This is a genomic window from Thalassococcus halodurans (genome assembly GCF_900108225.1).
GTDB classification, from domain to species: Bacteria; Pseudomonadota; Alphaproteobacteria; order Rhodobacterales; family Rhodobacteraceae; genus Thalassococcus; species Thalassococcus halodurans.
On the sequence record NZ_FNUZ01000001.1, the window covers coordinates 913,392 to 937,375 of the forward strand.

Genomic DNA, 23,984 nt, shown 5'->3' on the forward strand with positions numbered 1-23,984 from the left:
GGCAGAAGGGCGATTCGGAAAATTGAACAAAAAGTCAGGAATTCCGGAATTGCCGAACTATCCTTTCGGATAGTATTTTGGTTTCAGTACTTAAAGACTCTCTATGACCTAAAAATTTTCATTAAGTTTTTCTTTGGACGTTCGCCCAAAGAAATTACCGTCTTTGAGTGACCTCTCCCCAAATCTGATCCGGTGCTGCAACGATTCCGTCAGTGTGGGCCTCTGCGCTGTTGAAATGTAAGGTCTGACCGGACTGATCGCTGACTTTTGCACCGGCTTCGGCGCAGATGATTGCACCGGCGGCAATGTCCCATTCCCAGCTTTTGCGGAAGGTGAACATTGCATCGAACCGGCCCTCTGCCACCAGACACAGCCGATACGCAATGGATGGGCGGTGATGGCGTTTGAACGTCGGGATGCCCTGCGGCCAGTGATCAGGCTCCATGTTTTGCTTGGTCGCCAGAATGTTCGCACCCTGAAGCGAGGTCGCGTTCGCAACGGAGATCACCTGCCCGTTCAAATGCGCGCCCGCCCCTTGCGACGCTGTATAAAGCTGATCGCGCATAGGCACGATCACCGCACCGGCCACGACCTCGCCGTTTTTGGCAACGGCCATCGAATGCGACCACGTCTTTTCGCCGTTGATAAAGCTGCGCGTGCCGTCGATCGGATCGACGATAAAACAATACTCGGACGTCAGCCTGTTCGGGTCTTCGGCGCTTTCCTCAGACAGCCAGCCATAGTCCGGACGGGCAGAGCGAAGGATGTCTTCCAGCACCTCGTTCACCGCCAGATCGGCAGCGGTGACAGGCCCCTGTCCGTCATCCTTTTCGCGCACGTCCAACGGCCCGCCGACAAACCCGAGGGATGTTTCGGCAGCGGCGCGGGACGCACGGATCAGCAGTTCAAGATCATTCTCCGGCAAGCGTCATGCCTTCGACTAGCAGAGACGGCACCACGCGGCTTAGCCACGGACGCGCATCATTCGCGGGGATCAGGGTTTTCAACATAGCAGGAAGCGACCCTGCAATTGTCACGCCAGACACCGGATAAGCCAGTTCACCGTTTTCTACCCAATAGCCTGCAGCACCCCGCGAATAGTCGCCTGTGTTGGGGTTGATCGTGGCCCCGATCATCGAAGTCACCAACAGGCCGGTGCCCATATCGCGGATCAGATCTTTGCGGGTTTTGTCGCCTTGGGTCATTTCAATGTTCCAAGGGCTGGGCGACGGTGCGCTGGATGTGCCGCGTGTCGCGTTTGCCGTACTTTCCATGCCCAACTTGCGCCCAGTGGCCAGATCCAGCGTCCATCCCTGCAGCACGCCATCTTTGACAATCGCGCGTTTCTGCGTTGCCAGACCTTCGGCATCGAAGGGGCGCGAGGCCATTTTGCGCGGCGCATGCGGATCTTCCAACAGGTCGAAACCTTCCGGCAGCACCTGAGTTCCCATCGCATCCAGCAGCCAAGATGACCCGCGCGCAATGGCACCGCCGTTCACCGCCGACAAAAGATGCCCGATCAAGCTGGACGAAATACGTTCGTCATACAGAACCGGATAAGCACCGGTTTTCGGGCGGCGGGGATTCATCCGTTCCAGCGTGCGTTTCGCGGCGGTTTGGCCGATCTCTTCGGGGCTGCGCAGGTCGGATTGAAAGATACGGCTGTCACCGTCGTAGTCGCGCTCCATCTCGGTGCCAGTGCCTGCGATCGCGATGCAGGAAATCGAACGGGACGACCGTTTGTAGCCACCGGAAAACCCGTTGCTGGCCGCCAGATGCACATTCGACGACCCATAGCCCGCCGAACATCCGTCAATCTGGGTGATCCCGTCGACGGCAAGCGCCGCCGCCTCGGCGCGGATGGCGTCCTGTTCCAGATCGGCAGGGGCCGGTTCGGCAGAGGCATCGAACAGCTCCAGCGCCTCTACGTCGAAATCCTTGATGATCTGGTCGGCGTCCGCCAGCCCGATATAGGGATCGTCGGGGGCCTCTTGCGCCATGGCGACCGCGCGTTCCGCCATCATCGCCATGGTTTCAGGGCGCACATCCGATGCGGAAATCGTGGCGCTCCGCTGACCCAGAAGAACACGCAGGCCGATTTCCACGCCATCCGAGCGTTCCGCTTGTTCCAGCTTACCGTTACGCACATCAATACTGATCGACGTGCCATCCACGGCCAACGCATCAGCCGCGTCAGCACCGGCCTTTTTCGCGGCCTCAAGCAGTTGCTGTGTCAGGTCGGAAAGATTGTGCGCCATCGCGGTTTTGCCTTTTTGCTGCCTGTCCGAGACCTAGGGCCATGACAGCATTGGCGCAAGTCTATTGACCCAATCGGATCAACGCCAGCGGCCCAAGGGCGGCCTAAACCGCCCGTGGGACTGATATTTATTCGCAGAGATAACCCAAGCTGACCGCACCCGCGCTGACGGCTTCGACCGTCGCAACGCAATCGCTGCCGTCCAGTTCGATCTTGCTGCCACCAGTATAGGTTTCAAGCGTCAAGCCGTTCACGGCAAGGCGCGCGCTGTTGGTCTCGGTGTCGACACCAGAGACATAGATGCGCGCAGCGCCGTCGCCCAGAATGGCGGTTTTGCCGATGCCATAGGTTTCAGCATTGCCGCTAAGCGCAACTTTCTCGTCCGACGCGCCTTCACCACATGCTGCGGACAGAACGGCATGGCCGCGATCTACTGCGTCCAGCGTGATCTGGCAGTCGTCAACCTTTGTAGACCCGCCCACAGCCAGCGTTTTAGCAGACCCGTTCAGGGACAGCGCCACGGCATTGTCATCAACCCGCGACACGAACGCCCGCACGGCACCATCGTTGAAGACAGCGGTCATACCTGGCGTGATGCCTTCCGGTGCGGCCTCAACAGGCGACGATCCCGCAACAGACAGCGCGCTCAGCTGTTCGCCAAGGCTGGCTGCGGTGCTTTCCAACGATGTGGCCACATCTGACGACAGGGTTTCGATTTTGGAACCAAGCTCGGACACAGCATCTTTGGCAGAGCTGGCGCTGACCGTTTCTTCTAGCCCGTCCAGACGTTCAGACAGCCCGTCCATCTTGGCATCCAGATCACCCACCAGCTTGGCCAGAGATTCATTTGCTTCCGCGCTCGGGGCCAGCTTTTCGCTGATGGTGTCGCCAATTTCGCTGAGTTTCGGGGCAGAGGGTGCCGCCACAATCCCAAGACCGAAGCCGATCAATGCAGATACCAAACCCGTGGCAATTACTTTCTGATCCAATGTCTCCTCCTTAAACAAAGACGATCATACTGCGGCTTATGCCGCTTGGGTCCTAGCAGACCCGATTCTGAACGGGGGAGAAACACAAAAATACGCCATCGGGGTCAGATGACGCATCTTGCAAGGGGTCGCCTAGTTTTTAGGTTCGACCACACCGACAATCGGCCCCAGATACCAGCCACGATCCGAGCGATCCAGCGAAGGCGCATGGATACGGGACACATTGCCATCAAGGAAAAGCGCGTTCGGCAGTTTCAGTTCGTCGCGAAACAGGCGCCCGAATTCATGGAACGTGACAGAGCGGTCTGAAATCGCGAACACGGCCTTTTTGCCGTCTTCGGTCGTGCCCACCCCGTTCCGGATATAGCGCGACGTGCTGTCGACCAGAAACCGCGGGTGCAGTTTGCCATCAATCACCAGCATCGGACCGGACTGGGTCGCATAGCGACACTCGGGCCGGTCTTCGTTGTATTCCAGCGTTTCGATCACGCGCACGCTGTCGCTCTGGATGCACAAAACACCATTCGGCAGCATACCGAAATTGCCCGGCCCCGCATTGGGGATCACGCGCATCTGCTCTTTGCCGTTTTCGATGTAGTGGCCAACTGGGCTGCGATCGTCGTGGTACATGCCCGCGTTCATCGCAAAGCCAAGCTGTTGGCCCTTGTCCGACAAGGCCGCGTTAATCGAACTGAAATGCCCAAAGCGTTCGCCATCTTTGTCGTTCAGAAAAAGGCGCAGATCGTCCGCCTCAATATCGACCTCACACAGGGTGAACGGCAGCTTATCAAAGGTGATCTCGCGACACTCCAGCGCCAAGGCCGCCCCTGCCGTCAGGGACAGCGACGCAAGTATAGCGATGAAAGCCGTCAGGTTGCGAAGCACGTCAATCGTCCAGATCGCGACGCACATTTTCCTGCGAAAACAGCCGGCGCGTTTCGTCGAGGCGGTCAAAGGTTTCGTCCAGACGGAAGCGCAGATCAGGCGAATACTTCAGCGTCATATCCTTGGAAATCGCGCGGCGCAGTTCGGCCTTATTGCGGGCCAGCAGCTGGCACACGTCTTCCTGCCCCTTGCCGCCCAAGGGAACAACATAGGCGGTTGCCACTTTTAGGTCAGGCGACACTGTCACTTCGCCCACGGTGATGGACATGCGGTTCAGATCGGGGTCGTGGATGTCGCCGCGCATCAGCACATCGGAAAGCGTCCGGCGAATAAGTTCGCCGACCCGAAGCTGTCGTTGGCTGGGCCCAGGCCCGTCGTGGAATTTGTTTTTTGCCATGTGACCCACTTATGCCGTTACCAGTGCTTTGCCAAGCGCCCCGTCCCGCGATATGAGGGCGGAACCTTGCCGATGAAGGAGTGCCCAGAATGAGCGATTTGCCAGGTGTTGTCATTACAGGTGTGTCCGGCCGTATGGGCCAGATGCTGGTACGCGAAGTTCTGGCCAGCGAAAAGCTGCGTCTTGTTGGGGCCATCGAACGTACGGGCCACGATTGGGTCGGCAAGGATCTGGGCGCAATGATGGGCGGTGCCGATATGGGCGTGACCGTCAGCGATGATGCTGCCTCTGCCTTTGAGGGTGCGAATGCCGTCATCGACTTTACCGCGCCTGCTGCGACGATTGCCTTTGCCAAGGCCGCTGCCGCCGCGAAGGCCGTGCATGTTATCGGCACAACCGGTTTCTCTGAAGACGAATTGGCAGAGCTGTCCAAAGCCGCGCAGGGCGGCGTCCAGATTCGCGCGGGCAACATGAGCCTTGGCGTGAACCTGCTGACGCAGCTGACCAAAAAGGTCGCCGCCGCGCTGGACGAAGACTGGGACATCGAAGTGATCGAAGCCCACCACAACCGAAAGGTCGACGCGCCTTCCGGTACGGCACTTATGCTGGGTGAAGCCGCCGCTGAAGGGCGTGGCGTCAAACTGGCCGACGTATCCGACCGTGGCCGCGATGGCATCACGGGCGCGCGCAAAAAGGGCGACATCGGCTTTACCGCGATTCGCGGTGGCGACATTGTTGGCGAACATGACGTTCTGTTTGCTGCCGCTGGCGAACGCATCGTCCTACGCCATCTGGCAACCGATCGCGGTATTTTCGCCCGTGGCGCATTGAAGGCGGCGCTTTGGGGGCAGAACCGCGAACCGGGTGAATATGACATGCTGGACGTGCTGGGGCTGTAATTAAGCGAATCTCAAGTTTTTGTGATAAAATGAACCAATCGGGGGTGGGAAACGTTCACAGCACAAGTATGTGTTGAGGAGGATCGCCATGACGCCCCCGAAGTTGTTTCAAATCACAACCTTGATTGCCGCCATTTTCGGCAGTGCTGCCTACGCGGAACGATCAACCGTTCAGGACAAGCAGCAGTTTCTGAATCTTGTCTCCGGCAAAACCCTGCAGCGCCCCTTGGTGTCGCTGGTGGTCAAGCCCTCTGGCACCATCACCGGCAAAGGCGCGCTGCGCGAGGTCAAAGGCCAATGGACGTGGAAGGACGGCTATTTCTGCCGGACGCTGTACTGGGGTGGCGATGATCTGGGGTATAACTGCCAGCTTGTCACCTTTGACGGGCGCAAGCTGACCTTCACAGCCGATCAAGGCGCAGGCCAGTCGGCTGCATTTTCGCTCCGCTAAGTGGATCAGAAATCGACAGCGATTCCCTTTTTCTCCCAATCGCCATAGCGCACGGGTTCAGGGCCTTTGCGGCCACCGAGTTCTGTAGGGCGGGGATTCGCGGCTTCTTCGGCCTCGGCCTGCGCCCGGCGTTCGGCGGCTTCGGCCAATGCGCGCTGCGCGGCTGGCGGCAAATCTTCGATCTTACGGTCGTCCGAGGATGTCTCGTCACTCATGTCAGGCGTTTCCTTGTCTGATGACCCTTGATATACGCGCCACTTGTCGCGGGGCAAGGACCCCACCAGACCGGAGTGCGCAATGAACAAGACCCCTTCCCCCCGTGAAGTCGCGGTAAACCTGCTGGATCAGGTGCTGGGCGAAGAACGTTTGCTGTCGGAACTGACCGGCGCACCCCGTTTTCAGAAACTGCCCCCCGCCGACCGCGCCGCCGCCCAGCGCCTTGCATTGGATACGCTGCGGGGCCTTGAACGCGCCGACCGCATCCTGAAGCCGTTCCTGCGCAAACAGCCGCCTTTGCGGGTTTTGAACACGTTGCGTCTGGCGACCGTGGAACTGTGCCAGGGCGGTGCGGCCCATGGAGTTGTGAACGACGCCGTCGATATCGTCGCGAAGGGCAAGAAGACAGCCGGTCTGAAAGGGCTGGTGAACGCCGTCCTGCGTAAGGTCGTGACCAAAGGCCCCGAAGAATGGGAAAAGCTGCGCATCCCGCGCCTGCCGAAATGGCTGCGCGAACCGCTGGTTATGGCGTGGGGCCGTGAAGCGGTTGCCGAAATCGAGGCCGCGCATTTCGCAGGTGCGCCTTTGGATCTGTCTGCACGTGGTGATGCCGAACGTCTGGCCGAAAAGGTTGGCGGTGAATTGCTGCCCACAGGATCGGTGCGCATCCAAGGCCAAGTGCAGGTCAGCGCGCTGGCAGGCTATGACACAGGCGCGTTCTGGGTGCAGGATGCCGCCGCAGCTTTGCCGGTCAAACTGTTGGGCGACGTGAAGGACCTGCGCGTGCTGGACATGTGCGCAGCACCGGGCGGCAAAACGCTGCAACTGGCTTCTGCCGGTGCGCATGTCACCGCTTTGGACATTTCCGAAAACCGCATGGCGCGGGTGCAGGAAAACCTGACGCGTATGGGTCTTGCTGCAGAAATCGTTGTGTCCGATGCGCTGGACCATTCGGCCAAACCCTACGACGCGATCCTATTGGATGCGCCCTGTTCCGCCACCGGCACCATCCGCCGCCACCCGGATCTGCCGCATGCCAAAACGGGCGACGGCATTATGGAACTGATCGGCCTTCAATCAGCGATGATCGACAAGGCGCTGGACCTGCTGAAACCCGGTGGCACGCTGATTTTTTGTACCTGTTCGCTGATCCCGGACGAAGGCGAGGTTCAGATCGAAGAGGCGCTGGAACGTCATCCAAACCTGACCGTAGATACGCCCCTGCCCCAAGGCATCTCTGCGGAATGGAAAAGCAGCGAAGGCGGCATTCGTCTGCGGCCCGATTACTGGGCAGATCGCGGCGGCATGGATGGGTTCTATATGGCCCGCCTGATCAAAGCGGCGTAATCGCGCGCCATCCCGCCAAGACTGTCAAATCGACACGCATTCAAAGGTGACTTTGAAGGTCAACGCAGGTATCTTCTGCCACAATCACACGCCGAAGTGCGGGGTAAGAGGCAGGGTATGTCGATTTTGGAACGCTGGACCGACAGGCGCACGCGTCTGATGAACCGCTTTCACGCGCGTCGTGCGGCGCGCGCAGCGGCTGCGACCGGCTTTCAATCCAATCCCGAACCACGCACCGTCGGCAGTTTCGCCCGTGGCCGTCAGTTGGCCGCTGGCAACCTGATGTTCGCAGGCCACCTGATCGAAGCACCCAAAACAGTGCTGTGGGATATCATCCCCCCCGATCAGGCGTTCGAAGAAGAAACGCACAGCTTTGCATGGCTGGACGACATGGCCGCCGTGAGCGAACTGCACACCCGCAAGGCCGCGCAGGAATGGGTCTGGGGATGGATCGAACGCTATGGCGATGGGTCGGGCCCCGGCTGGTTGCCCGAACTGACAGGCCGCCGCATGATCCGCCTAGTCCACCACGCGCTAATGCTGCTGCGCGGGCGGAATGCGGAACAAACTGAACAATTCTACCGCGCCTTGGCGGCACATGCGCATTTCTTGTCGCGCCGCTGGCACGCGACACCGGCTTGCCTGCCGAGGATCGAGGCGCTGACCGGTCTTTTGTATGCGGGCCTGTCGCTTCAGGGCATGGACCGTTTTGTTGAACCCGCGCGCAAAGCACTGGCACAGGAATGCGCCCGTGAAATCGATGCGGACGGCGGGATCATCACGCGAAACCCCGAAGAACTGCTTGAGGTGTTCACTCTTCTGACATGGGCGGCGGCCGCCTTGGAAGAAGCGGGCAAGACCGTCGACGACGATCTGCGCAACGCCATCCAGCGGATTGCCCCCATCTTGCGCTCGTTGCGCCATTCGGACGGCGCGTTGGCCCGTTTCCATGGCGGCGGTCGCGGGATCGAAGGCCGTCTGGAACAGGCATTGGCCGCATCCGGAGTGCGCAAACGCAAAACCGACGGGCTGGCGATGGGATTTGCCCGTTTGTCGGCAGGCCGCACCAGCCTGATCATCGATGCAGCGCCCCCACCGGTAAAAGAGGCATCTTATAATGCCCATGCCTCGACCCTTGCATTCGAACTGACATCGGGGCGCAGGCCGCTGATCGTGAACTGCGGTTCCGGCGCGATTTTCGGTGAAGAGTGGCGCCGTGCAGGGCGCGCCACGCCGTCTCATTCCACGCTCTGTCTGGACGGCTATTCCAGCGCGCGTCTTGGCAAGGAAAGCAATGTACGCGGTGCCACCCGCGAAATGTTGGAAGACGCACCAAAGACAACGCCGACACAGCTTAGCCTCACCAGCGATGGCGTGCGGTTTGAAGGCGGGCATGACGGTTACGTCAGCACCCACGGTCTGACCCACGCCCGCATTCTGGAAATGACGTCCGACGGGCGCGGCGTGGCGGGCGAAGACATGTTGCTGGCCATCGATCCGCCGCACAAAGCGACGTTCGACACCCGCATGAACGCCACTTTGCTTGAGGGAATCCCCTTTCAGATTCGTTTTCACCTACACCCCGAGGTCGATGCAGAACTGGATTTGGGGGGGACTGCAGTCTCGATGGTGCTTAAATCCGGTGAAATCTGGGTCTTCCGGCACGATTCAAAGGCCGAATTGACCATCGAACCGTCAGTTTATCTGGAAAAAGGCCGTTTGCGGCCCCGTGGCGCACAACAGATCGTTTTATCCGGCCGCGCAATGGAGTATGCGACCAGCATCCGCTGGTCCCTTGCCAAAGCGCATGACACCGCGATCGCGATACGTGACGTTGGAGAGGTAGAGGCGGAAGAACCGATCTGAACCACAGTGGAATCCGAATGTCCGATCTTCATCCCGTCCGCCGCGCCCTCCTTTCCGTTTCTGATAAAACCGGTCTGATCGACCTCGCTAAGGCTCTGTCCGAGCGCGGCGTCGAACTGCTGTCCACAGGGGGCTCTGCCAAGACCCTGCGCGACGCTGGCCTGACCGTAAAAGACGTGTCCGAGGTCACCGGCTTCCCCGAGATGATGGACGGTCGCGTAAAAACGCTTCACCCGATGGTTCACGGCGGCCTGCTGGCGCTGCGCGATGACGAAGGTCACGTGGCATCGATGAACGAACACGGCATCGGCGCGATCGACCTGCTGGTCGTGAACCTGTATCCGTTCGAAGCGACCGTCGCCAAAGGCGCGGACTATGCCACAGCGATTGAAAACATCGACATCGGCGGCCCCGCGATGATCCGCGCCGCAGCCAAGAACCACAAGTTCGTCAACGTGGTTGTCGACGTCGAAGACTATGACGCGCTGCTGGCCGAATTGGATGCCAACGATGGCCAGACATCTTACGAATTCCGCCAGAAACTGGCTCTGACCGCCTATGCCCGCACCGGTGCTTATGACGCGGCAGTGTCCACATGGATGGCCAACGCGCTGGGCGAAACATCGCCGCGCCGCCGTGTGTTTGCTGGCACGCGGGCCCAGACGCTGCGCTATGGTGAAAACCCCCACCAGTCCGCATCATTCTATGTGGATGGCTCGACCCGTCCGGGCGTCGCCCACGCGGAACAGCTTCAGGGCAAGGAACTGAGCTACAACAACATCAACGACACCGACGCGGCCTTTGAACTGGTCAGCGAGTTCCGCCCCGAAGATGGCCCCGCCTGCGCGATCATCAAGCACGCGAATCCCTGTGGCGTAGCCCGCGGCGCGACACTGGCCGAAGCCTACAGCCGCGCGTTCGACTGTGACCGCACATCGGCTTTCGGCGGCATCATCGCCCTGAACCAGACGCTGGACGTGGAAACCGCCAAGCAGATCACCGAAATCTTCACCGAAGTCGTCATCGCCCCCGGCGCGGACGAAGCGGCGCGTGAAATCTTTGCGGCCAAGAAAAACCTGCGTCTTCTGCTGACAGAAGGCCTGAGCGATCCGGCAGCAGCCGGCCTTGCGATCAAGCAGGTGACAGGTGGCTATCTGGTACAAGACCGTGACAACGGGCGCGTTGATCAATGGGAACTGAAAACAGTGACCAAGCGCCAGCCCACACCGGAAGAGCTGAAAGACCTGCTGTTTGCATGGAAGGTCGCCAAGCACGTCAAATCCAACGCCATCGTTTACGTCAAAGACGGCGCAACCGTCGGCGTCGGCGCAGGCCAGATGAGCCGTGTTGACTCCACCCGCATCGCCGCACGCAAATCGCAGGACATGGCCGAAGTCATGGGTCTGGATACACCGCTGACACGCGGTTCGGTCGTCGCCTCTGACGCGTTCTTCCCCTTCCCCGACGGTCTTTTGACCGCCGCCGAAGCAGGCGCCACAGCGGTGATCCAGCCGGGTGGTTCGATGCGTGACGACAAGGTGATCGAAGCCGCGGACGAAGCAGGCCTTGCCATGGTCTTCACCGGCATGCGCCACTTCCGTCACTGATTTCAGCGACCATTCTACAGACGGGCCGAGGAGCAATCCTTGGCCCGTTTTGTTTTGTGACAGTTGATGTGACTTTCGCTTATTCCACGGATTCGCTAGACAGTGGGCAAACAAAGAACAGGACACCTCATGTCAGAGGCGCGTAAGAGCAGGCCCTTTAAAACCGTCGCCATCGTGGCGCTGATCGTATTTGTGCTGGACCAGCTTTCCAAATGGCTGGTGGTGCATGTCATGGGCCTTGCGCAAAAGGGCGCGATCGAGGTGTTTCCGCCGTTCCTGAATTTCCGCATGGCGTGGAACTACGGCATCAATTTCGGACTGTTTTCCGGCCAGCAGGATATGACCCGCTGGATTCTTATCGCCGTAGCCATCGGGATCGTTCTGTTCGTGCTGGTCTGGCTGCGCCGTGATCCCCCCGGTTTCTGGGGTCTGGTCTCGGGCGGGATGCTTGTGGGCGGCGCTATCGGCAATGTGATCGACCGTCTGGCCTATGGCGCGGTCGCGGATTTCCTGAACATGTCCTGCTGCGGGATCAACAATCCCTTTGCTTTCAACGTGGCCGACATCGCGATTTTTGCAGGCGCGCTCGGCCTTGTGCTGTTCCCTGCCTCAAATAGCACGCGCCAAGGGAAAAACGCATCGTGACCTTGCATTCGAGTTCGGATACTGCTGTCTTTGACGGAACTGGAGGGTGGCAATGATCAAGTCACAGGTTTTGATCGCGGTTGCGCTTGTGGCACTTGGTGCCTGCAGCAAACGCGGCGACGGAGAAACGAACCTACGGGATCTGCGGCTGAACCGCGGAGCCCCCGAAGAGTTTGCTATTGTTCCGCCGAAACCGCTTGAAACACCGCCCAGCTACGCTGAACTGCCCCAGCCGACCCCCGGTCAGGCAAACCGTACCGATGCGACACCGCTGAAAGACGCCGTTGCGGCCCTTGGCGGCAATCCGGCAAGTCTGGATGCGTCGGGCGTTCCGGCCTCTGACACCGCACTTCTGAGCTCGGCTGCACGCTTTGGCACACAGGCGAACATCCGTGGCGTGCTGGCTGAAGAAGACCTTGCCTTCCGCAAGCGCAAGTCGATCTTCAACTGGAAACTGGTCAAGGACGACGAATACAACAAAGCGTATCGTGGTCAGGCGCTTGATCCGTATCTCTGGCTGCGTCAGGTGCGCAAACCGGGCAGCAATGTCCGCACACCGTCCGCTCCGCCTCAGCAGTAAGCGTCTTGGCAGTCATGCCATCCGGAAATCATACAAATCAGTAACGTTGCTTGAAGTCTCGGGCAGCCGCCGTAATTTCTTTGTTTAAAGGACTTCAGGGAGAACAATGATGCGTAGACTGGCCACCGCTTGCGTTGCCTTGGTCACATGGGCCCTGCCTGCCCATGCCCAAACCATCGACGACTACGTAACGACCTTCACCTTGGACAACGGCATGGATGTGGTCGTGATCGAAGATCACCGCGCGCCGGTCGTCACCAACATGGTGTGGTACAAAGCCGGTTCCGCCGACGAACCGCCCGGATCGTCTGGCGTCGCGCATTTTCTGGAACACCTGCTGTTCAAAGGCACCGAAACGCTGGCACCCGGCGAGTTTTCGAAAACCGTCGCGGCAAACGGCGGCACGGACAACGCCTTCACCAGCTACGATTACACCGGCTATTATCAGCGCATCGCGGCAGACCGCCTAGAGCTTGTCATGAAGATGGAGGCGGACCGTATGGTCAAACTGCAGTTGGACGAGGCCGACATCCTGACGGAACGCGATGTGATCATCGAAGAACGCAACACGCGCACCGAAAACGATCCCGGCGCGTTGTTCGGCGAACAGCGCAACGCGGCACTGTATCTGAACCATCCCTACGGCACCCCGATTATCGGCTGGCGCCACGAGATGGAGACGCTAAACCTGCAACAGGCGCTGGCCTATTACGAAAAGTTCTATGCTCCCAACAACGCGATCCTGATCGTCGCGGGCGACGTGCTGCCCGAAGATGTGCGTGCACTGGCCGAGAAATACTTTGGCCCCATCCCCGCCAATCCCGAACTTGGCGACCGCGTCCGTCCGCAGGAACCGCCACAAACAGCCGAACGTCGTCTACAATTTAAAGACCCCCGCGTGGCGCAACCCTATGTGATCCGCTCGTACCTTGCGCCGGAACGTGACCCGGGTGCGCAGGAAAAGGCCGCCGCGCTGTCACTGCTGTCCGAGGTTCTGGGCGGGGGGCAGACATCGGTTCTTAGCAAAAAGCTTCAGTTCGACACGCAGACCGCTGTCTACGCGGGCGCGTTCTATCGTGGTCTGTCCTATGACGACACGTCCTTCGGTCTGATCATCGTTCCGTCCGAAGGTGTGACCCTGCAAGAGGCCGAAGATGCGCTTGATCAGGCGGTTGCCGAGTTCCTTGAAGAAGGCATCGACGACGAACAACTGGAACGCATCAAGTTCCAATTGAAGGCCCAGCAGATCTACGCGCTGGACAACATCGAAGGCATCGCGCGCCGCTATGGCTCTTCCCTGACTGCCGGTCTGACTGTGGAAGACGTTCAGGCATGGCCCGACATCCTTCAGGCCACAACCGAAGAAGACATCCTTGCCGCCGCACGCGAGGTATTCAACCGTGATGCATCCGTCACCGGCTGGCTGATGTCCGACACAGAGGTGACGCAATGAAACATCTGATCACCCGCACACTCACAGGCGCGCTGGCCGGCATCGCTACTTACCTGCTGCCCGTGGGTGCCATGGCTGACGTGGACATTCAGGAAATCACCACCGAGGCCGGTTTTCAGGCGTGGCTGGTCGAAGAACCCACCATTCCCTTCGTCTCGCTTGAACTGCGGTTCGAAGGCGGTGCATCGCTCGATCCAGAAGGCAAGCGCGGCGTGACCAATCTGATGGTCGGCCTTCTGGAAGAAGGCTCTGGCGATCTGGACGCACGCGGCTTTGCCGAAGCGCAAGAGGCGCTTGCTGCCTCCTTTGGATATGACGTCAGCGATGACAGCATCTCTGTCTCGGCCCGTTTCCTGACCGAAAACCAGACCGAGGCGATGGCGCTTTTGCGCGAAAGCCTGATCAACCCGCGCTTTGACCAAGACGCGATCGACCGCGTTCGGGCACAGGTGATCTCGTCAATCCGCTCGGACGCCACGGACCCCGACACCATCGCTCGCAAAGCGGCCTCGGCCAAGCTTTACGGCGACCATCCCTACGCCACGATGATCGACGGCACCGAAGACAGCGTCACAGCCCTGACCCGCGATGACCTGATCGCAGCGCACAAAGGCACCATCGCCAAAGACCGCATCTACATCGGGGCCGCAGGCGACATCACTGCTGAAGAACTGTCCAAACTGATCGATGCGCTGCTTGCAGACCTGCCGGAAACCGGCCTTCCCCTGCCCCAAGACGTCGATATCACCACAACAGCGGGCATCACCGTTGTGCCCTTTGACGTGCCGCAATCCGTGGCGCTCTTCGGACATCGTGGCATCCCGCGCGACGATCCGGATTTCTTTCCAGCCTTTGTCCTGAACCACGCATTCGGCGGTGGCGGATTTGAATCGCGCCTGATGACGGAAGTGCGCGAAAAGCGTGGCCTGACCTATGGCATCTATTCCTACATCCTGAACAAACGCCACGCCGATCTGATGATGGGCCGTGTGGCATCCGCCAACGACCGCATCGCCGAAGCGATTGACGTCATCAAGGCAGAATGGGCCGAGGTCGCTGAAAACGGCATCTCCGAAGAAGCGCTGGAAGAGGCGAAGACCTACCTGACAGGTGCCTACCCGCTGCGCTTTGACAGCAACGCGGCAATTGCAGACATCATGGTCGGCATGCAGTTCATGGGCCTGACACCTGAATACATCACCAGCCGCAATGACCGCGTCGACGCTGTTACGATGGATGACATCAAACGCGTCGCCAAACGACTGCTGCTGACGGATGAGCTGCACTTTGTGGTGGTCGGTCAGCCCGAAGGGTTGGAAAGCACCCCGTCCCAATAACGCCAGAACCTGCGTCCAAGGGTACCAAACCCGAGGACGCAGGCCAACGGCCTAAGGACGAGATTAACCTGCGCGGCGCAGCCGCACAATCGGATCAGGAGTTGTCCAGTTTCGGCGACGCGTGATCCAGCACCAGTTCCGCATCCGAAAACTTGAATGGTGACCGGACACCGGGCACACCATCAGGCGAAATCTGCATGCCCCGTGCCTGCACTTGCGGATCGGCAAAGACTTCGGCCATGTCGTTGATCGGACCGGCGGGAACGCCTTGTTCCTCGCAAGCGGCCAACAACTCGGCCTTGCTCATCTTTAGGGTCGCACCGTTCAACCGCTCGGTCATTGCTTCGCGGTTCGCAATCCGGTCCTGATTGGTCAGAAACTCAGGCGCTTCGGCCATGTCATCCAGGCCAAGCAAACGGCACAGACGCTGGTACTGGGGATCGTTGCCTGTGGCGATAATGATGTGGCCATCCGCGCAATCGAACACCTGATAGGGTGTCAGATTGGGGTGATAATTGCCCGTCCGCACCGGCGGCGTACCCGTTGCCAGATAATTCAGCGCCTGATTGGCCGTTACACTCACACCGGTGTCCAGCAGCGACATATCAATGTGCTGACCACGCCCTGTGCGACCGCGCTGATGCACCGCTGCCAGAATGGCTGTGACCGAGTAGATACCTGTGAAAATATCGGTGGTCGCGACGCCCGCGCGCTGTGGCTGGCCATCGGGTTCTCCGGTGATCGACATCAAGCCGCACATGCCCTGAATGATATAGTCATAGCCCGCGCGATGCGCATAGGGGCCGTCCTGACCGAAACCGGTGATCGAACAATAGATCAGGCGCGGATTGACCTTGCTCAGGCTGTCATAGTCCATGCCGTATTTGGCCAGACCGCCCACCTTGAAGTTCTCGATCAGGATATCGGCATCACGCACCAGTTCGCGCATGTACTCCTGACCGTCCTTGGACGCCAGATCGACCGTGACCGAGGTTTTGCCGCGATTACACGAATGGAAATACGCCGCCGAGGTCTGGCCGTCGTGCTCAATGAACGGAGGTCCCCAGCGACGCGTGTCGTCGCCGCGCGGTGCCTCGACCTTGATCACTTCCGCACCAAGATCCGACAGCGTCTGACCGGCCCAAGGGCCGGCCAGAATGCGTGCCAGTTCGATAACCTTCAGCCCTTCAAGCGGGCCCTTCGGTGCCGAAACGCTCATTCTTTGGCAGCGATCTTTTCGTCCAGAGTTTCTGCAAACTCGGCATAGCTCATGTTGGAATAGGGTTCGCCGTCGATCAGGAAGGACGGCGTCGACTGGATGTTATCGCGCTCGGCGTTTGCCTGATACCATTCCACCAGCGACCGAATGTAGTTGGCGTCTGTCAGGCAGGCTTCGACCTCGTCCTGCCCAATACCTGCCAGCTTACCGATTTTGCGCAGCTCATCCGCAATCGCGCCGTCGCTACCTGCACGGGCCCATTCTTTCTGACCCTTATAGATCAGGTCGGTGATACCAAAGAATTTCTCTTCGCCACCACAACGCGCAATCAGCGAAGCCCAGATGCCGTATTTGTCAAAGTACACTTCGCGGTACACGAACTTGACCTTGCCGGTTTCGATGTAGTTCTTTTTGATGTCATCGAACACGTTGGTGTGGAAGTTCGCGCAATGCGGACAGGTGTAGGATGCGTATTCGATGATCTCGACCGGCGCATCTTCGGCGCCCAGCACCATTTCCACGATTTCTTTGGTCTCGGCATTGGCCTCTTGCGCCATTGCCGCGCCGGGAACGGCGAATTGGGATGTGTTCGTGCCGCCGCCCTGCGTCAGCAGAAAACCACCGCCCAGGACCATACCCGCCGTCAAAAGGGCGATCGGGAAGATGCGTTTCATAGTCAAACCTCTTTCATAGAAGCAGGGCTTAGCCCTGTTGTTGTGTTCTGGATAAAACGTTCGTGGCCAACCTTTCAAGCGCTGCCCGCAAATCGTCGTTGGTGACACCCATGGCGGCGGCTTGGGCTTTGGCGCGCGTGGCCTCATCGGGCACAGGCGCAGTCGGCTCTTTCGGGGCGCGGTGCTGGAACGAAACACGGCCCTCGGAAAATCCTGTCGCAGCGGTTTGCGTCACGCGGATACGTGCAATTGCGTTATAGCCGTAGATCGCATTCACCCGTTCGCGCAGCTTTTCCTTCTGCATTTCAAGCAGCGGAGCATTCGCGCCTGTGGTCAGCAACGTCAGCGTTGCGCCCATTCCGTTGCGGGCATAGCTGACATCGACGGGGCGGCTGATTGCGGCCATATCTTCGCCCGCGATTTCGGGCCAATGGGTCAACACACGTGTCTGGGCAAAACCACGACTTTCGGAAACCTTACGAATCTGCGCCTGCATCAGGCTGCTGGCCAGCGTCACTTTGCGTCTGCGCGGACTGTTGTTCGCCATGGGTTGAATCCTCTGCTCTGACGCTATTGTAGTGGTCCAGCGGCGGGCAACCAACCCGCATTCTTTGTCCTTCGTTCAAAGGCTTGTCAGTTATGCGTGAACGCGCCGATAGCAGCGCCCTTTTGGAATGGTATGACCGCCACGCGCGGGCGATGCCGTGGCGCGTGCCGCCCCATGATCGCAAGGCTGGCGTCGTGCCCGATCCCTATCGCGTCTGGATGTCGGAAATCATGCTGCAACAAACGACCGTTGCCGCCGTCAAAAGCTTTTTCGAGGCGTTCACCCAACGCTGGCCGACCGTTACCGACCTTGCCAATGCAGAAGATGCCGATGTCATGGCCGAATGGGCGGGACTTGGATACTACGCGCGTGCGCGAAACCTGCTGAAATGCGCACGGGTCGTAGCAAACGACTATGACGGCAAGTTCCCCGATGATCACGATACGCTTCTGACCTTGCCCGGCGTTGGCCCCTACACGGCAGCCGCGGTGTCCTCGATCGCGTTTGATCGGCCCGAGACCGTGGTGGATGGCAACGTCGAACGCGTCATGGCGCGGCTTTACGATGAACACACGCCGCTGCCCAATGCCAAACCGATCCTGACCGAATATGCCCGCGATCTGACGCCCGACGAACGCCCCGGTGATTATGCGCAGGCGGTGATGGATCTGGGCGCAACGATCTGCACACCGCGCAATCCGGCCTGCGGGTTGTGCCCGTGGCGCAAATCCTGCGCCGCTTGGGAAAACGGCACCGCTGCAGAACTGCCCAAGAAGGCGCCCAAGAAACGCAAACCGACGCGGCACGGCATTGTGTACCTCGCCCGCCGCATTGATGGCGCGTGGTTGTTAGAACAGCGCCCTGACAGCGGTTTGCTCGGCGGGATGTTGGGTTGGCCCGGATCGGACTGGGGCGATGACCCGTCCGAGGCTGCGCCCATCCGCGCCGAATGGAAGACCCTGAACGAAGAAGCGCGCCACACCTTCACGCATTTCCACCTGCGTTTGACAGTAAAGACCGCGCTGGTGCCGCTGGATCGCGAACCGTCCACGGGTATGTTCATTGAGGCCGATGACTTTGATCGTTCGAACCTGCCCACGGTGATGCGCAAGGCCTATGATCTTGTCGCTAAAGGCAAAACTTAACTGCATCGCCTGACGTTTCGTCAGCAATTTACCCACAGGTGCAGACATTGCCGTCGAACATGCTAGAATCGGGTCAACATGGTTGTTTGAAGGTCCGGTCATGGCTGATCAATCCATCCCACCCGTTGCCCGCAATTTCGGTTTTCTCAGCGCGCTTCCGTTCTGGATTTCGCTTGGGCTGATACCATTGGTCTGGCTTGCGGCCACGCAAGGCGGCTGGTGGCTGGCCCTGCCGCCTTTGGTGACGTGGTACCTGTTCAGCGTGCTCGACCTGGTGCTGGGCCAGAATATTGAAAACCCGGACCCGATGACGGATGAGTCAAAGCTGTTCTGGTACAAGCTGATCACCATGATCTGGGTGCCTTTGCAGGTTCTGACGCTGTTCGGCCTGCTGTGGTACGTCACCCGCACAGATCACCTGACCACAGGCGAGGCATTTGGCGTATTCTTTGGCGTGGGCGTCCTGACGGGCACCATCGGCATCAACTATTCGCACGAGTTGATGCACCAGAAATCGGCCTTGGAACGTCGACTCAGCGACCTGCTTCTGGCGATGGTTCTGTATTCGCACTTCCGCTCAGAACACCTGCTGGTGCATCACCGCTATGTCGGCACGCCGCGCGATCCAGTGACGGCGCGCTACAACGAGGGCTTCCACCGCTTTTTCCCGCGTGTGCTGGTGCAATGCTATGCCTCGGCTTTCAAAGCCGAACGGGCGATGCTGGCGCGCAAGAACCTGCCGTGGACGCACCATAAAAACCCGTTCTTCTATTACTGGGGCCTGCAAGCGATCATGCTGGCAGCGTCCTTTGCCATCGGCGGCTGGTTCGGTGTCGGACTGTTCCTGTTCCAAGCGTTCGTGGCCGTCTGGCAGCTAGAGCTTGTGAACTACGTCGAACACTACGGTCTGACGCGGAAACATCTGGGGGATGGTAAATACGAACATGTCAAACCCCAGCATTCGTGGAACGCGCCATATCTGGCGTCCAACTGGCTGTTGATCAACCTGCAACGCCACTCGGACCACCACTATAAACCCGACCGACGCTTCCCGCTCTTGCAGACCTATGACACGGTCGAAGCGCCCAAGTTGCCCTACAGCTATCCGATCATGACAATCGCGGCGATGATCCCGCCCGTGTGGAAAAAGGTGATGAACCCGCAAGTTCGCGCATGGCGGAAAAAATTCTACCCCGAGATAACGGACTGGCTGGCCTATAACAAAGCAAGAAACCCAATGCCCAGATAGGCCGGGACGTGAAACCACGTTTGTTCAGGCTGGTTTCCGAACACCCAAAAAACAAAAAACCCGGCACTAGGCCGGGTTTCTTTTTGATCCTGTCGAAGACTGCTTAGTGCAGTTTCGAACCGACTGTCGCGATTGCGTCGTCGATCAGTTTCGCCTGATCTTTCGCCGCTGTGTTCTTGCTGACGATATCTTCGGCAGCTTTTACAGCAACGGTGATCGCAGCGTTGCGAACTTCTTTGACAGCGCTTGCTTCGGCGGATGCGATCTGATCTTCGGCTGCGGCCAGGCGGCGTGCAACAGATGTTTCAAGATCGGCTTTCGCCTGTGCTGCTGTGGCTTCGGCGTCAACCTTGGCCTGTGCAACAATACGCTCTGCCTGTTCTTTGACTTCCTGCTGCTTACGCTCGTAGGAGGCCAGAAGGTTCTGGGCTTCTTCACGCAGGGCGCGTGCCTCGTCCAGATCCTTTTTGATGCCTTCGGCGCGCTGGTCCAGCAGTTTGCCCAGCATGCCGGGTACTTTGAAGTACACCAGAACGCCAAGGAAAATCAGGAACGAGATCAGAACAACAAAGTCAGTGTTGCGCAGCGAAAAGAAAGGACCCGAAGCAGCGAGCGCGGGTGTCGCGCCCATCATAGCTACAGATGCAACGGCAAGTGTCTTACGCATGTCGTTACCCTTTCAACCGGTTTGTGACCGCAGCGTCGATGTCGGCTTTGCTTGCCGAACCACCCAGCGCCGATACCAGCGCTTCTGCTGTGTCTTTGGCGACCACTTCCACGTTCTCCATTGCAGAGGCGCGGATTTCAGCGATGGCCTTTTCAGACTCAGCCGCTTTCGCAGCGATCTTGGCGTCGGCTTCGGCCTGTGCGGCTTGGCCTTGTGCCTTGATGTCATCACGAGTTGCCTGTGCGATGGCTTGCGCCTCGGAACGGGCATCTGCCAGCGCCTTTTCATAGGCAGCTTCGGCATCAGCAGCCTGAGCTTTCAGGTCTTCTGCCTTGGCAATGTCGTTAGTGATTGTGCCCTGACGTTCCGCAAGAACCGCCGCGATACGCGGCAGCGCGACGCGCGACAGGACAAAGTAGATCACGACCAGCGTGACCAGAAGCCAGAAGATCTGGTTGCCGAAGGTAGAAAAATCAAGCTGGGGCATACCCGGAGCTTGAGCCGCACCTGCAGCGTCTTGTGTTTCAGTCGCCATGTCGTCGTCCTCTCCGTCGGACCTATTCGTTTACTACGGGCGATGCCGGTTGCCGGTACCGCCCGCGCGTAAGGATCGGTCGGAGATGCTTAGACGGCGAACATCAGCAGCAGAGCAACGAGGAACGAGAAGATCCCCAGAGCTTCCGCAAACGCGATGCCGATGAACAGTGTAGCTGTCTGCGAAGCAGCAGCGGAGGGGTTGCGCAGAGCGCCGGCCAGGTAGTTGCCTGCAACGTTGCCCACACCAACAGCCGCGCCGCCCATGCCCATGCATGCCAGACCCGCGCCGATGAATGCGCCCATTTGTACGATATCGCCTTCCATGTCTTCTCTCCTTACGATGGAATTAGTTCGATTGGTTCAGTTGGATGCGCGCGAGGTGCCCCGCACGCCCCAGCATTAGTGATGCGGATGCAGCGCGTCTTTCAGGTAGACGCAGGTCAGGATCGTGAACACGTAGGCCTGAATGAAGGCTACGAGGATCTCAAGACCGTACATCGCAGTGATTGCGAGGATCGACAGCGGTGTCACAACAAGGCCGATGCCTGTCGAAATCAGCACCATCGGTGCGAACGCTGCGAAAACTTTGATAACCGCGTGACCCGCCATCATGTTACCAGCAAGACGGATCGAGTGGCTGACGGGGCGAACGAAGTAGGAAATCACTTCGATCAGCGCAAGAACGGGGCGCAATGCCAGCGGGGCCGAGCTGACCCAGAACAGGCTCAGGAAACCTGCGCCGTTTTTGACAAAGCCCAGAACAGTAACTGCTACGAAGACCAGCATCGCCAGAACCGCGGTAACCGCGATGTGGGATGTGGGTGTGAACGCGCGGGGCAGCAGGCCCAGGAAGTTCGCGAACACGATGAAGATGAACAGGGTCATGATGTACGGGAAGTACTTGACGCCGTCTTTGCCTGTGACGTCTTCAACCATCTTGTAGATAAAGCCGTAGGCCAGTTCCGCGATCGACTGTACGCGGCTGGGGATGATCGCGCGACGCGAGCTACCGACAACCATCAGGCCGATCACACAAAGAACTGTGATGATCATCCAAAGTGTCGAGTTTGTCACCGTGAACATGCTAACGGGGCCATCCCCCATCAGCGGTTTTACGATGAACTGATCCATCGGGTGGAATACCAGACCACCTTCGTCTGCGCCGTGCGATTCAGTCGCCATCGCCTTCCCTCTCATCCATTCTGGCCGTTTCAGCCAGTTTCTTCTCTTGGAGCTCTTGCGCCGAACGGAGCATTGTCTTCACGCCCGCGACGAACCCCAGCAATGTGAACAGCACCAGGAAAATGGGTTTGGTCCCAAAGAGGCTATCCAGCCCCCATCCCATGCCGAAGCCGATCAACAGACCGGCAACTAATTCGATCACCATCCGCCATGCCAGATCGGCTTGGGAATAGGATTTATCCTGATGGCGTTTCGGCGGTTCCTTGGCCTTTTTGTAGGCTTCGATCCTGGCTTCGAGATCTTCGAGCTGCCGTTTTGGATCGTTGTCGGTCACGCAAAATGCCCCAATCGGAATTTGCCCCGTTGCTAGGGGTACGGCGCGCCCGAGTCAAGCGCGATGACCGACAGCGTAAAGCGCTGTATTTTATGAATTATTTTTCACGCCAGAGTCGAAAAACACTATGTCGCAGGGGGTCAAATGCCCGTTTCGGGGGTGTTTTCTATATTCAACCTTGTGGTTGACCTTTCCCGCGCAACGGCGCTTATGGCCTTTATGACCGCCGATCTGGACCTTGTCTTTGCCGCACTGGCCGACCCCACCCGCCGCCGCATCCTGTCGATGCTGCTTGAGGATGATATGGCGGTCACGGACGTGGCGGAACCGTTTGATATGTCGCTGGCTGCGGTTTCCAAGCACCTGACCATTCTGGCGCAGGCGGGACTGATTTCTCAGGAAAAGCGCGGGCGGGTAAAATGGTGTCAGCTTGAACCCAACGCCCTGCGCGATGCCAGTGTCTGGATGCAGGGCTTTGGTCAGTTCGAACCCGTCAATCTGGACGCGTTCGAACGGTTTCTTGAATCCGAGATCAGCCCGCAGACCGACGCCGAGTGATCAGCTGATCAGTTCGGCAGTGTATTCTTTCAGATGTTTCAGGAATGCCTGAACCTTGGCCGTGCGGTGCAGGTCGACGTGCGTCACCAGCCACAAGGGCACGCGCCAGTCTTCCAGAGGCGGCAGGATTTCGACCATATCGGGTCTGCTTGTTGCCTCGCGCACCGACATAAACCCGATGCCTGCGCCCTCGATCACCGCTTCTTCCAGCACACGCTGGTCGCTGCTGCGGAACACGATCTGTTCGGCGGGCACATTAGCGCGCAGCCACGCATAGAACGGCGCACGGCTTTCGGCGTTTTCATGGCTGACGAACTGATGTGACTTCAGCTCTTCGGGCGACCGTGGCTGTCCGTATTTGTCGACATAGCTTTGCGCCGCATACAGCCCGATCGACACATGTTTGAATTCCTGCACCACGTTGTCGGGCTCATTGGGGCGCCCGCCAGCCCGAAGCGCGACATGTGCCTCTCCATACTCCAGACGGAACACACGGTCGTCCGTCAGGTAGCGCACAATCACATCGGGATAGGCATCGCGGAAGGATTTCAGCGCCGGCACAATCGCGGGGGCAAAGTTGATCAGGGATGTCACCAAAAGCTCACCCGACACGCTCGCGCCACGGCCTTTGATGCGCCCGACAAGCTGGTTGAACTGGTCATCCGTGGCCTGTGCCACACGCAGCAGGTCTTCGCCCGCCTCAGTCGCGGTATAGCCACGCGCATGACGCTGGAACAGTTTGACGCCCAAGCGCGTCTCGAGCGCGTCGATATGCCGGATCACAGTCGCATGGTGGACCCCCAGAACATCCGCCGCGCCGCTGACCGTTCCCAGACGCGCCACCTGAAAGGCGGTTCTGATCTCATCCCAATTGTCCATCATCTTACCTGTGCTGTGATTCACATAACCTGTGTAAAGGTGGAAGTTGCGTGTATTTTTGCAA

At 59.0% G+C, this 23,984-nt stretch carries 27 protein-coding genes; 12 read left to right on the plus strand and 15 right to left on the minus strand.

The features are described 5' to 3' along the window. Window positions 1-154: 154 nt before the first annotated feature. The 5 genes from C4S59_RS04495 to rbfA form a co-directional block, all read right to left on the minus strand. Complete coding sequence (locus C4S59_RS04495; RefSeq protein WP_103909243.1) at window positions 155-925, minus strand: 3'(2'),5'-bisphosphate nucleotidase CysQ; 771 nt, start codon at window positions 923-925, stop codon at window positions 155-157. Then, complete coding sequence (locus C4S59_RS04500; protein WP_103909244.1) at window positions 912-2,258, minus strand: TldD/PmbA family protein; 1,347 nt, start codon at window positions 2,256-2,258, stop codon at window positions 912-914. The genes C4S59_RS04495 and C4S59_RS04500 overlap by 14 nt, the downstream gene beginning before the upstream one ends. 127 nt (window positions 2,259-2,385) lie before the next feature. Then, on the minus strand, window positions 2,386-3,246 hold the full coding sequence (locus C4S59_RS04505; RefSeq protein WP_103909245.1) for a hypothetical protein: 861 nt from the start codon (window positions 3,244-3,246) through the stop codon (window positions 2,386-2,388). 132 nt (window positions 3,247-3,378) lie between these two features. Further along, on the minus strand, window positions 3,379-4,158 hold the full coding sequence (locus C4S59_RS04510; protein WP_103909246.1) for a phosphodiester glycosidase family protein: 780 nt from the start codon (window positions 4,156-4,158) through the stop codon (window positions 3,379-3,381). Next, window positions 4,133-4,528: a 30S ribosome-binding factor RbfA gene (gene rbfA / locus C4S59_RS04515; protein ID WP_103909247.1), complete on the minus strand. Its 396-nt coding sequence runs from the start codon at window positions 4,526-4,528 to the stop codon at window positions 4,133-4,135. The genes C4S59_RS04510 and rbfA overlap by 26 nt, the downstream gene beginning before the upstream one ends. A gap of 89 nt (window positions 4,529-4,617) precedes the next feature. Between rbfA and dapB the strand changes: the two genes are divergently transcribed. Then, on the plus strand, window positions 4,618-5,427 hold the full coding sequence (dapB, locus tag C4S59_RS04520) for a 4-hydroxy-tetrahydrodipicolinate reductase (protein ID WP_103909248.1): 810 nt from the start codon (window positions 4,618-4,620) through the stop codon (window positions 5,425-5,427). 88 nt (window positions 5,428-5,515) lie between these two features. After that, window positions 5,516-5,878, plus strand: coding sequence for a dihydrodipicolinate reductase (locus C4S59_RS04525; protein WP_103909249.1), 363 nt, complete (start codon window positions 5,516-5,518; stop codon window positions 5,876-5,878). A gap of 5 nt (window positions 5,879-5,883) precedes the next feature. Here the strand turns inward: C4S59_RS04525 and C4S59_RS04530 are convergent, their stop codons facing one another. Beyond that, on the minus strand, window positions 5,884-6,093 hold the full coding sequence (locus C4S59_RS04530; RefSeq protein ID WP_103909250.1) for a DUF1674 domain-containing protein: 210 nt from the start codon (window positions 6,091-6,093) through the stop codon (window positions 5,884-5,886). Between the two features lie 82 nt (window positions 6,094-6,175). Between C4S59_RS04530 and C4S59_RS04535 the strand changes: the two genes are divergently transcribed. The 7 genes from C4S59_RS04535 to C4S59_RS04565 all read left to right on the plus strand — a co-directional run bounded on the left by C4S59_RS04535 (window position 6,176) and on the right by C4S59_RS04565 (window position 14,929). Next, window positions 6,176-7,441 carry an RsmB/NOP family class I SAM-dependent RNA methyltransferase gene (locus C4S59_RS04535; RefSeq protein ID WP_103909251.1) on the plus strand — a complete coding sequence of 422 codons (1,266 nt, stop codon included), beginning with the start codon at window positions 6,176-6,178 and terminating at the stop codon, window positions 7,439-7,441. A gap of 117 nt (window positions 7,442-7,558) precedes the next feature. Next, a complete protein-coding gene (locus C4S59_RS04540; protein WP_103909252.1) occupies window positions 7,559-9,307 on the plus strand; it encodes a heparinase II/III family protein in 1,749 nt (582 codons plus the stop codon). 17 nt (window positions 9,308-9,324) lie between these two features. Continuing rightward, a complete protein-coding gene (purH, locus tag C4S59_RS04545) occupies window positions 9,325-10,914 on the plus strand; it encodes a bifunctional phosphoribosylaminoimidazolecarboxamide formyltransferase/IMP cyclohydrolase (RefSeq protein ID WP_103909253.1) in 1,590 nt (529 codons plus the stop codon). Between the two features lie 129 nt (window positions 10,915-11,043). Next, window positions 11,044-11,559, plus strand: coding sequence for a signal peptidase II (lspA, locus tag C4S59_RS04550; protein WP_103909254.1), 516 nt, complete (start codon window positions 11,044-11,046; stop codon window positions 11,557-11,559). A 52-nt stretch (window positions 11,560-11,611) separates the two neighbouring features. Beyond that, on the plus strand, window positions 11,612-12,139 hold the full coding sequence (locus tag C4S59_RS04555; RefSeq protein ID WP_103909255.1) for a DUF3035 domain-containing protein: 528 nt from the start codon (window positions 11,612-11,614) through the stop codon (window positions 12,137-12,139). Window positions 12,140-12,245: 106 nt separating this feature from the next. Then, the gene (locus C4S59_RS04560) at window positions 12,246-13,592 is read left to right on the plus strand and encodes a M16 family metallopeptidase (protein WP_103909256.1); all 1,347 of its coding nucleotides are present in this window, start codon (window positions 12,246-12,248) and stop codon (window positions 13,590-13,592) included. Beyond that, window positions 13,589-14,929 (plus strand): M16 family metallopeptidase, encoded by a 1,341-nt coding sequence (locus C4S59_RS04565; RefSeq protein WP_103909257.1) that lies wholly within the window; start codon window positions 13,589-13,591, stop codon window positions 14,927-14,929. The genes C4S59_RS04560 and C4S59_RS04565 overlap by 4 nt, the downstream gene beginning before the upstream one ends. 94 nt (window positions 14,930-15,023) lie before the next feature. On the opposite strand, the gene C4S59_RS04570 is transcribed toward C4S59_RS04565, so the two are convergent. From C4S59_RS04570 to C4S59_RS04580, 3 genes are read right to left on the minus strand one after another with little or no spacing between them, the layout of a single operon-like run. Beyond that, on the minus strand, window positions 15,024-16,148 hold the full coding sequence (locus tag C4S59_RS04570) for a CaiB/BaiF CoA transferase family protein (protein WP_103909258.1): 1,125 nt from the start codon (window positions 16,146-16,148) through the stop codon (window positions 15,024-15,026). Then, entirely contained in the window at window positions 16,145-16,822 is a 678-nt protein-coding gene (locus tag C4S59_RS04575; protein ID WP_103909259.1) for a DsbA family protein, read from the minus strand. Before C4S59_RS04575 ends, C4S59_RS04570 begins: the two co-directional genes overlap by 4 nt. Before the next feature lie 28 nt (window positions 16,823-16,850). Next, window positions 16,851-17,369, minus strand: coding sequence for a DUF721 domain-containing protein (locus C4S59_RS04580; protein ID WP_103909260.1), 519 nt, complete (start codon window positions 17,367-17,369; stop codon window positions 16,851-16,853). A gap of 92 nt (window positions 17,370-17,461) precedes the next feature. Between C4S59_RS04580 and mutY the strand changes: the two genes are divergently transcribed. Together mutY and C4S59_RS04590 are read left to right on the plus strand one after the other, a co-directional pair. Then, window positions 17,462-18,514 carry an A/G-specific adenine glycosylase gene (gene mutY / locus C4S59_RS04585; RefSeq protein WP_103909261.1) on the plus strand — a complete coding sequence of 351 codons (1,053 nt, stop codon included), beginning with the start codon at window positions 17,462-17,464 and terminating at the stop codon, window positions 18,512-18,514. Window positions 18,515-18,614: 100 nt separating this feature from the next. Then, window positions 18,615-19,763: an alkane 1-monooxygenase gene (locus tag C4S59_RS04590; RefSeq protein WP_103909262.1), complete on the plus strand. Its 1,149-nt coding sequence runs from the start codon at window positions 18,615-18,617 to the stop codon at window positions 19,761-19,763. Between the two features lie 103 nt (window positions 19,764-19,866). Here C4S59_RS04590 and C4S59_RS04595 read toward each other — a convergent pair whose 3' ends face one another. From C4S59_RS04595 to C4S59_RS04615, 5 genes are all read right to left on the minus strand, one after another. After that, window positions 19,867-20,430 (minus strand): F0F1 ATP synthase subunit B, encoded by a 564-nt coding sequence (locus C4S59_RS04595; RefSeq protein ID WP_103909263.1) that lies wholly within the window; start codon window positions 20,428-20,430, stop codon window positions 19,867-19,869. 4 nt (window positions 20,431-20,434) lie between these two features. After that, window positions 20,435-20,965, minus strand: a complete 531-nt coding sequence (locus tag C4S59_RS04600) for a F0F1 ATP synthase subunit B' (protein ID WP_103909264.1) — start codon at window positions 20,963-20,965, stop codon at window positions 20,435-20,437. Between the two features lie 89 nt (window positions 20,966-21,054). Then, the gene (locus C4S59_RS04605) at window positions 21,055-21,291 is read right to left on the minus strand and encodes a F0F1 ATP synthase subunit C (RefSeq protein WP_076447653.1); all 237 of its coding nucleotides are present in this window, start codon (window positions 21,289-21,291) and stop codon (window positions 21,055-21,057) included. A 75-nt stretch (window positions 21,292-21,366) separates the two neighbouring features. Beyond that, complete coding sequence (locus C4S59_RS04610; RefSeq protein WP_103909265.1) at window positions 21,367-22,149, minus strand: F0F1 ATP synthase subunit A; 783 nt, start codon at window positions 22,147-22,149, stop codon at window positions 21,367-21,369. Further along, entirely contained in the window at window positions 22,139-22,483 is a 345-nt protein-coding gene (locus C4S59_RS04615) for an AtpZ/AtpI family protein (RefSeq protein WP_103909266.1), read from the minus strand. The genes C4S59_RS04610 and C4S59_RS04615 overlap by 11 nt, the downstream gene beginning before the upstream one ends. A 219-nt stretch (window positions 22,484-22,702) precedes the next feature. Between C4S59_RS04615 and C4S59_RS04620 the strand changes: the two genes are divergently transcribed. Then, on the plus strand, window positions 22,703-23,041 hold the full coding sequence (locus tag C4S59_RS04620; protein WP_103909427.1) for an ArsR/SmtB family transcription factor: 339 nt from the start codon (window positions 22,703-22,705) through the stop codon (window positions 23,039-23,041). Here the strand turns inward: C4S59_RS04620 and C4S59_RS04625 are convergent, their stop codons facing one another. Then, window positions 23,042-23,920 (minus strand): LysR family transcriptional regulator, encoded by an 879-nt coding sequence (locus C4S59_RS04625; protein WP_103909267.1) that lies wholly within the window; start codon window positions 23,918-23,920, stop codon window positions 23,042-23,044. It abuts the gene before it with no gap. Between the last annotated feature and the right edge of the window lie 64 nt (window positions 23,921-23,984).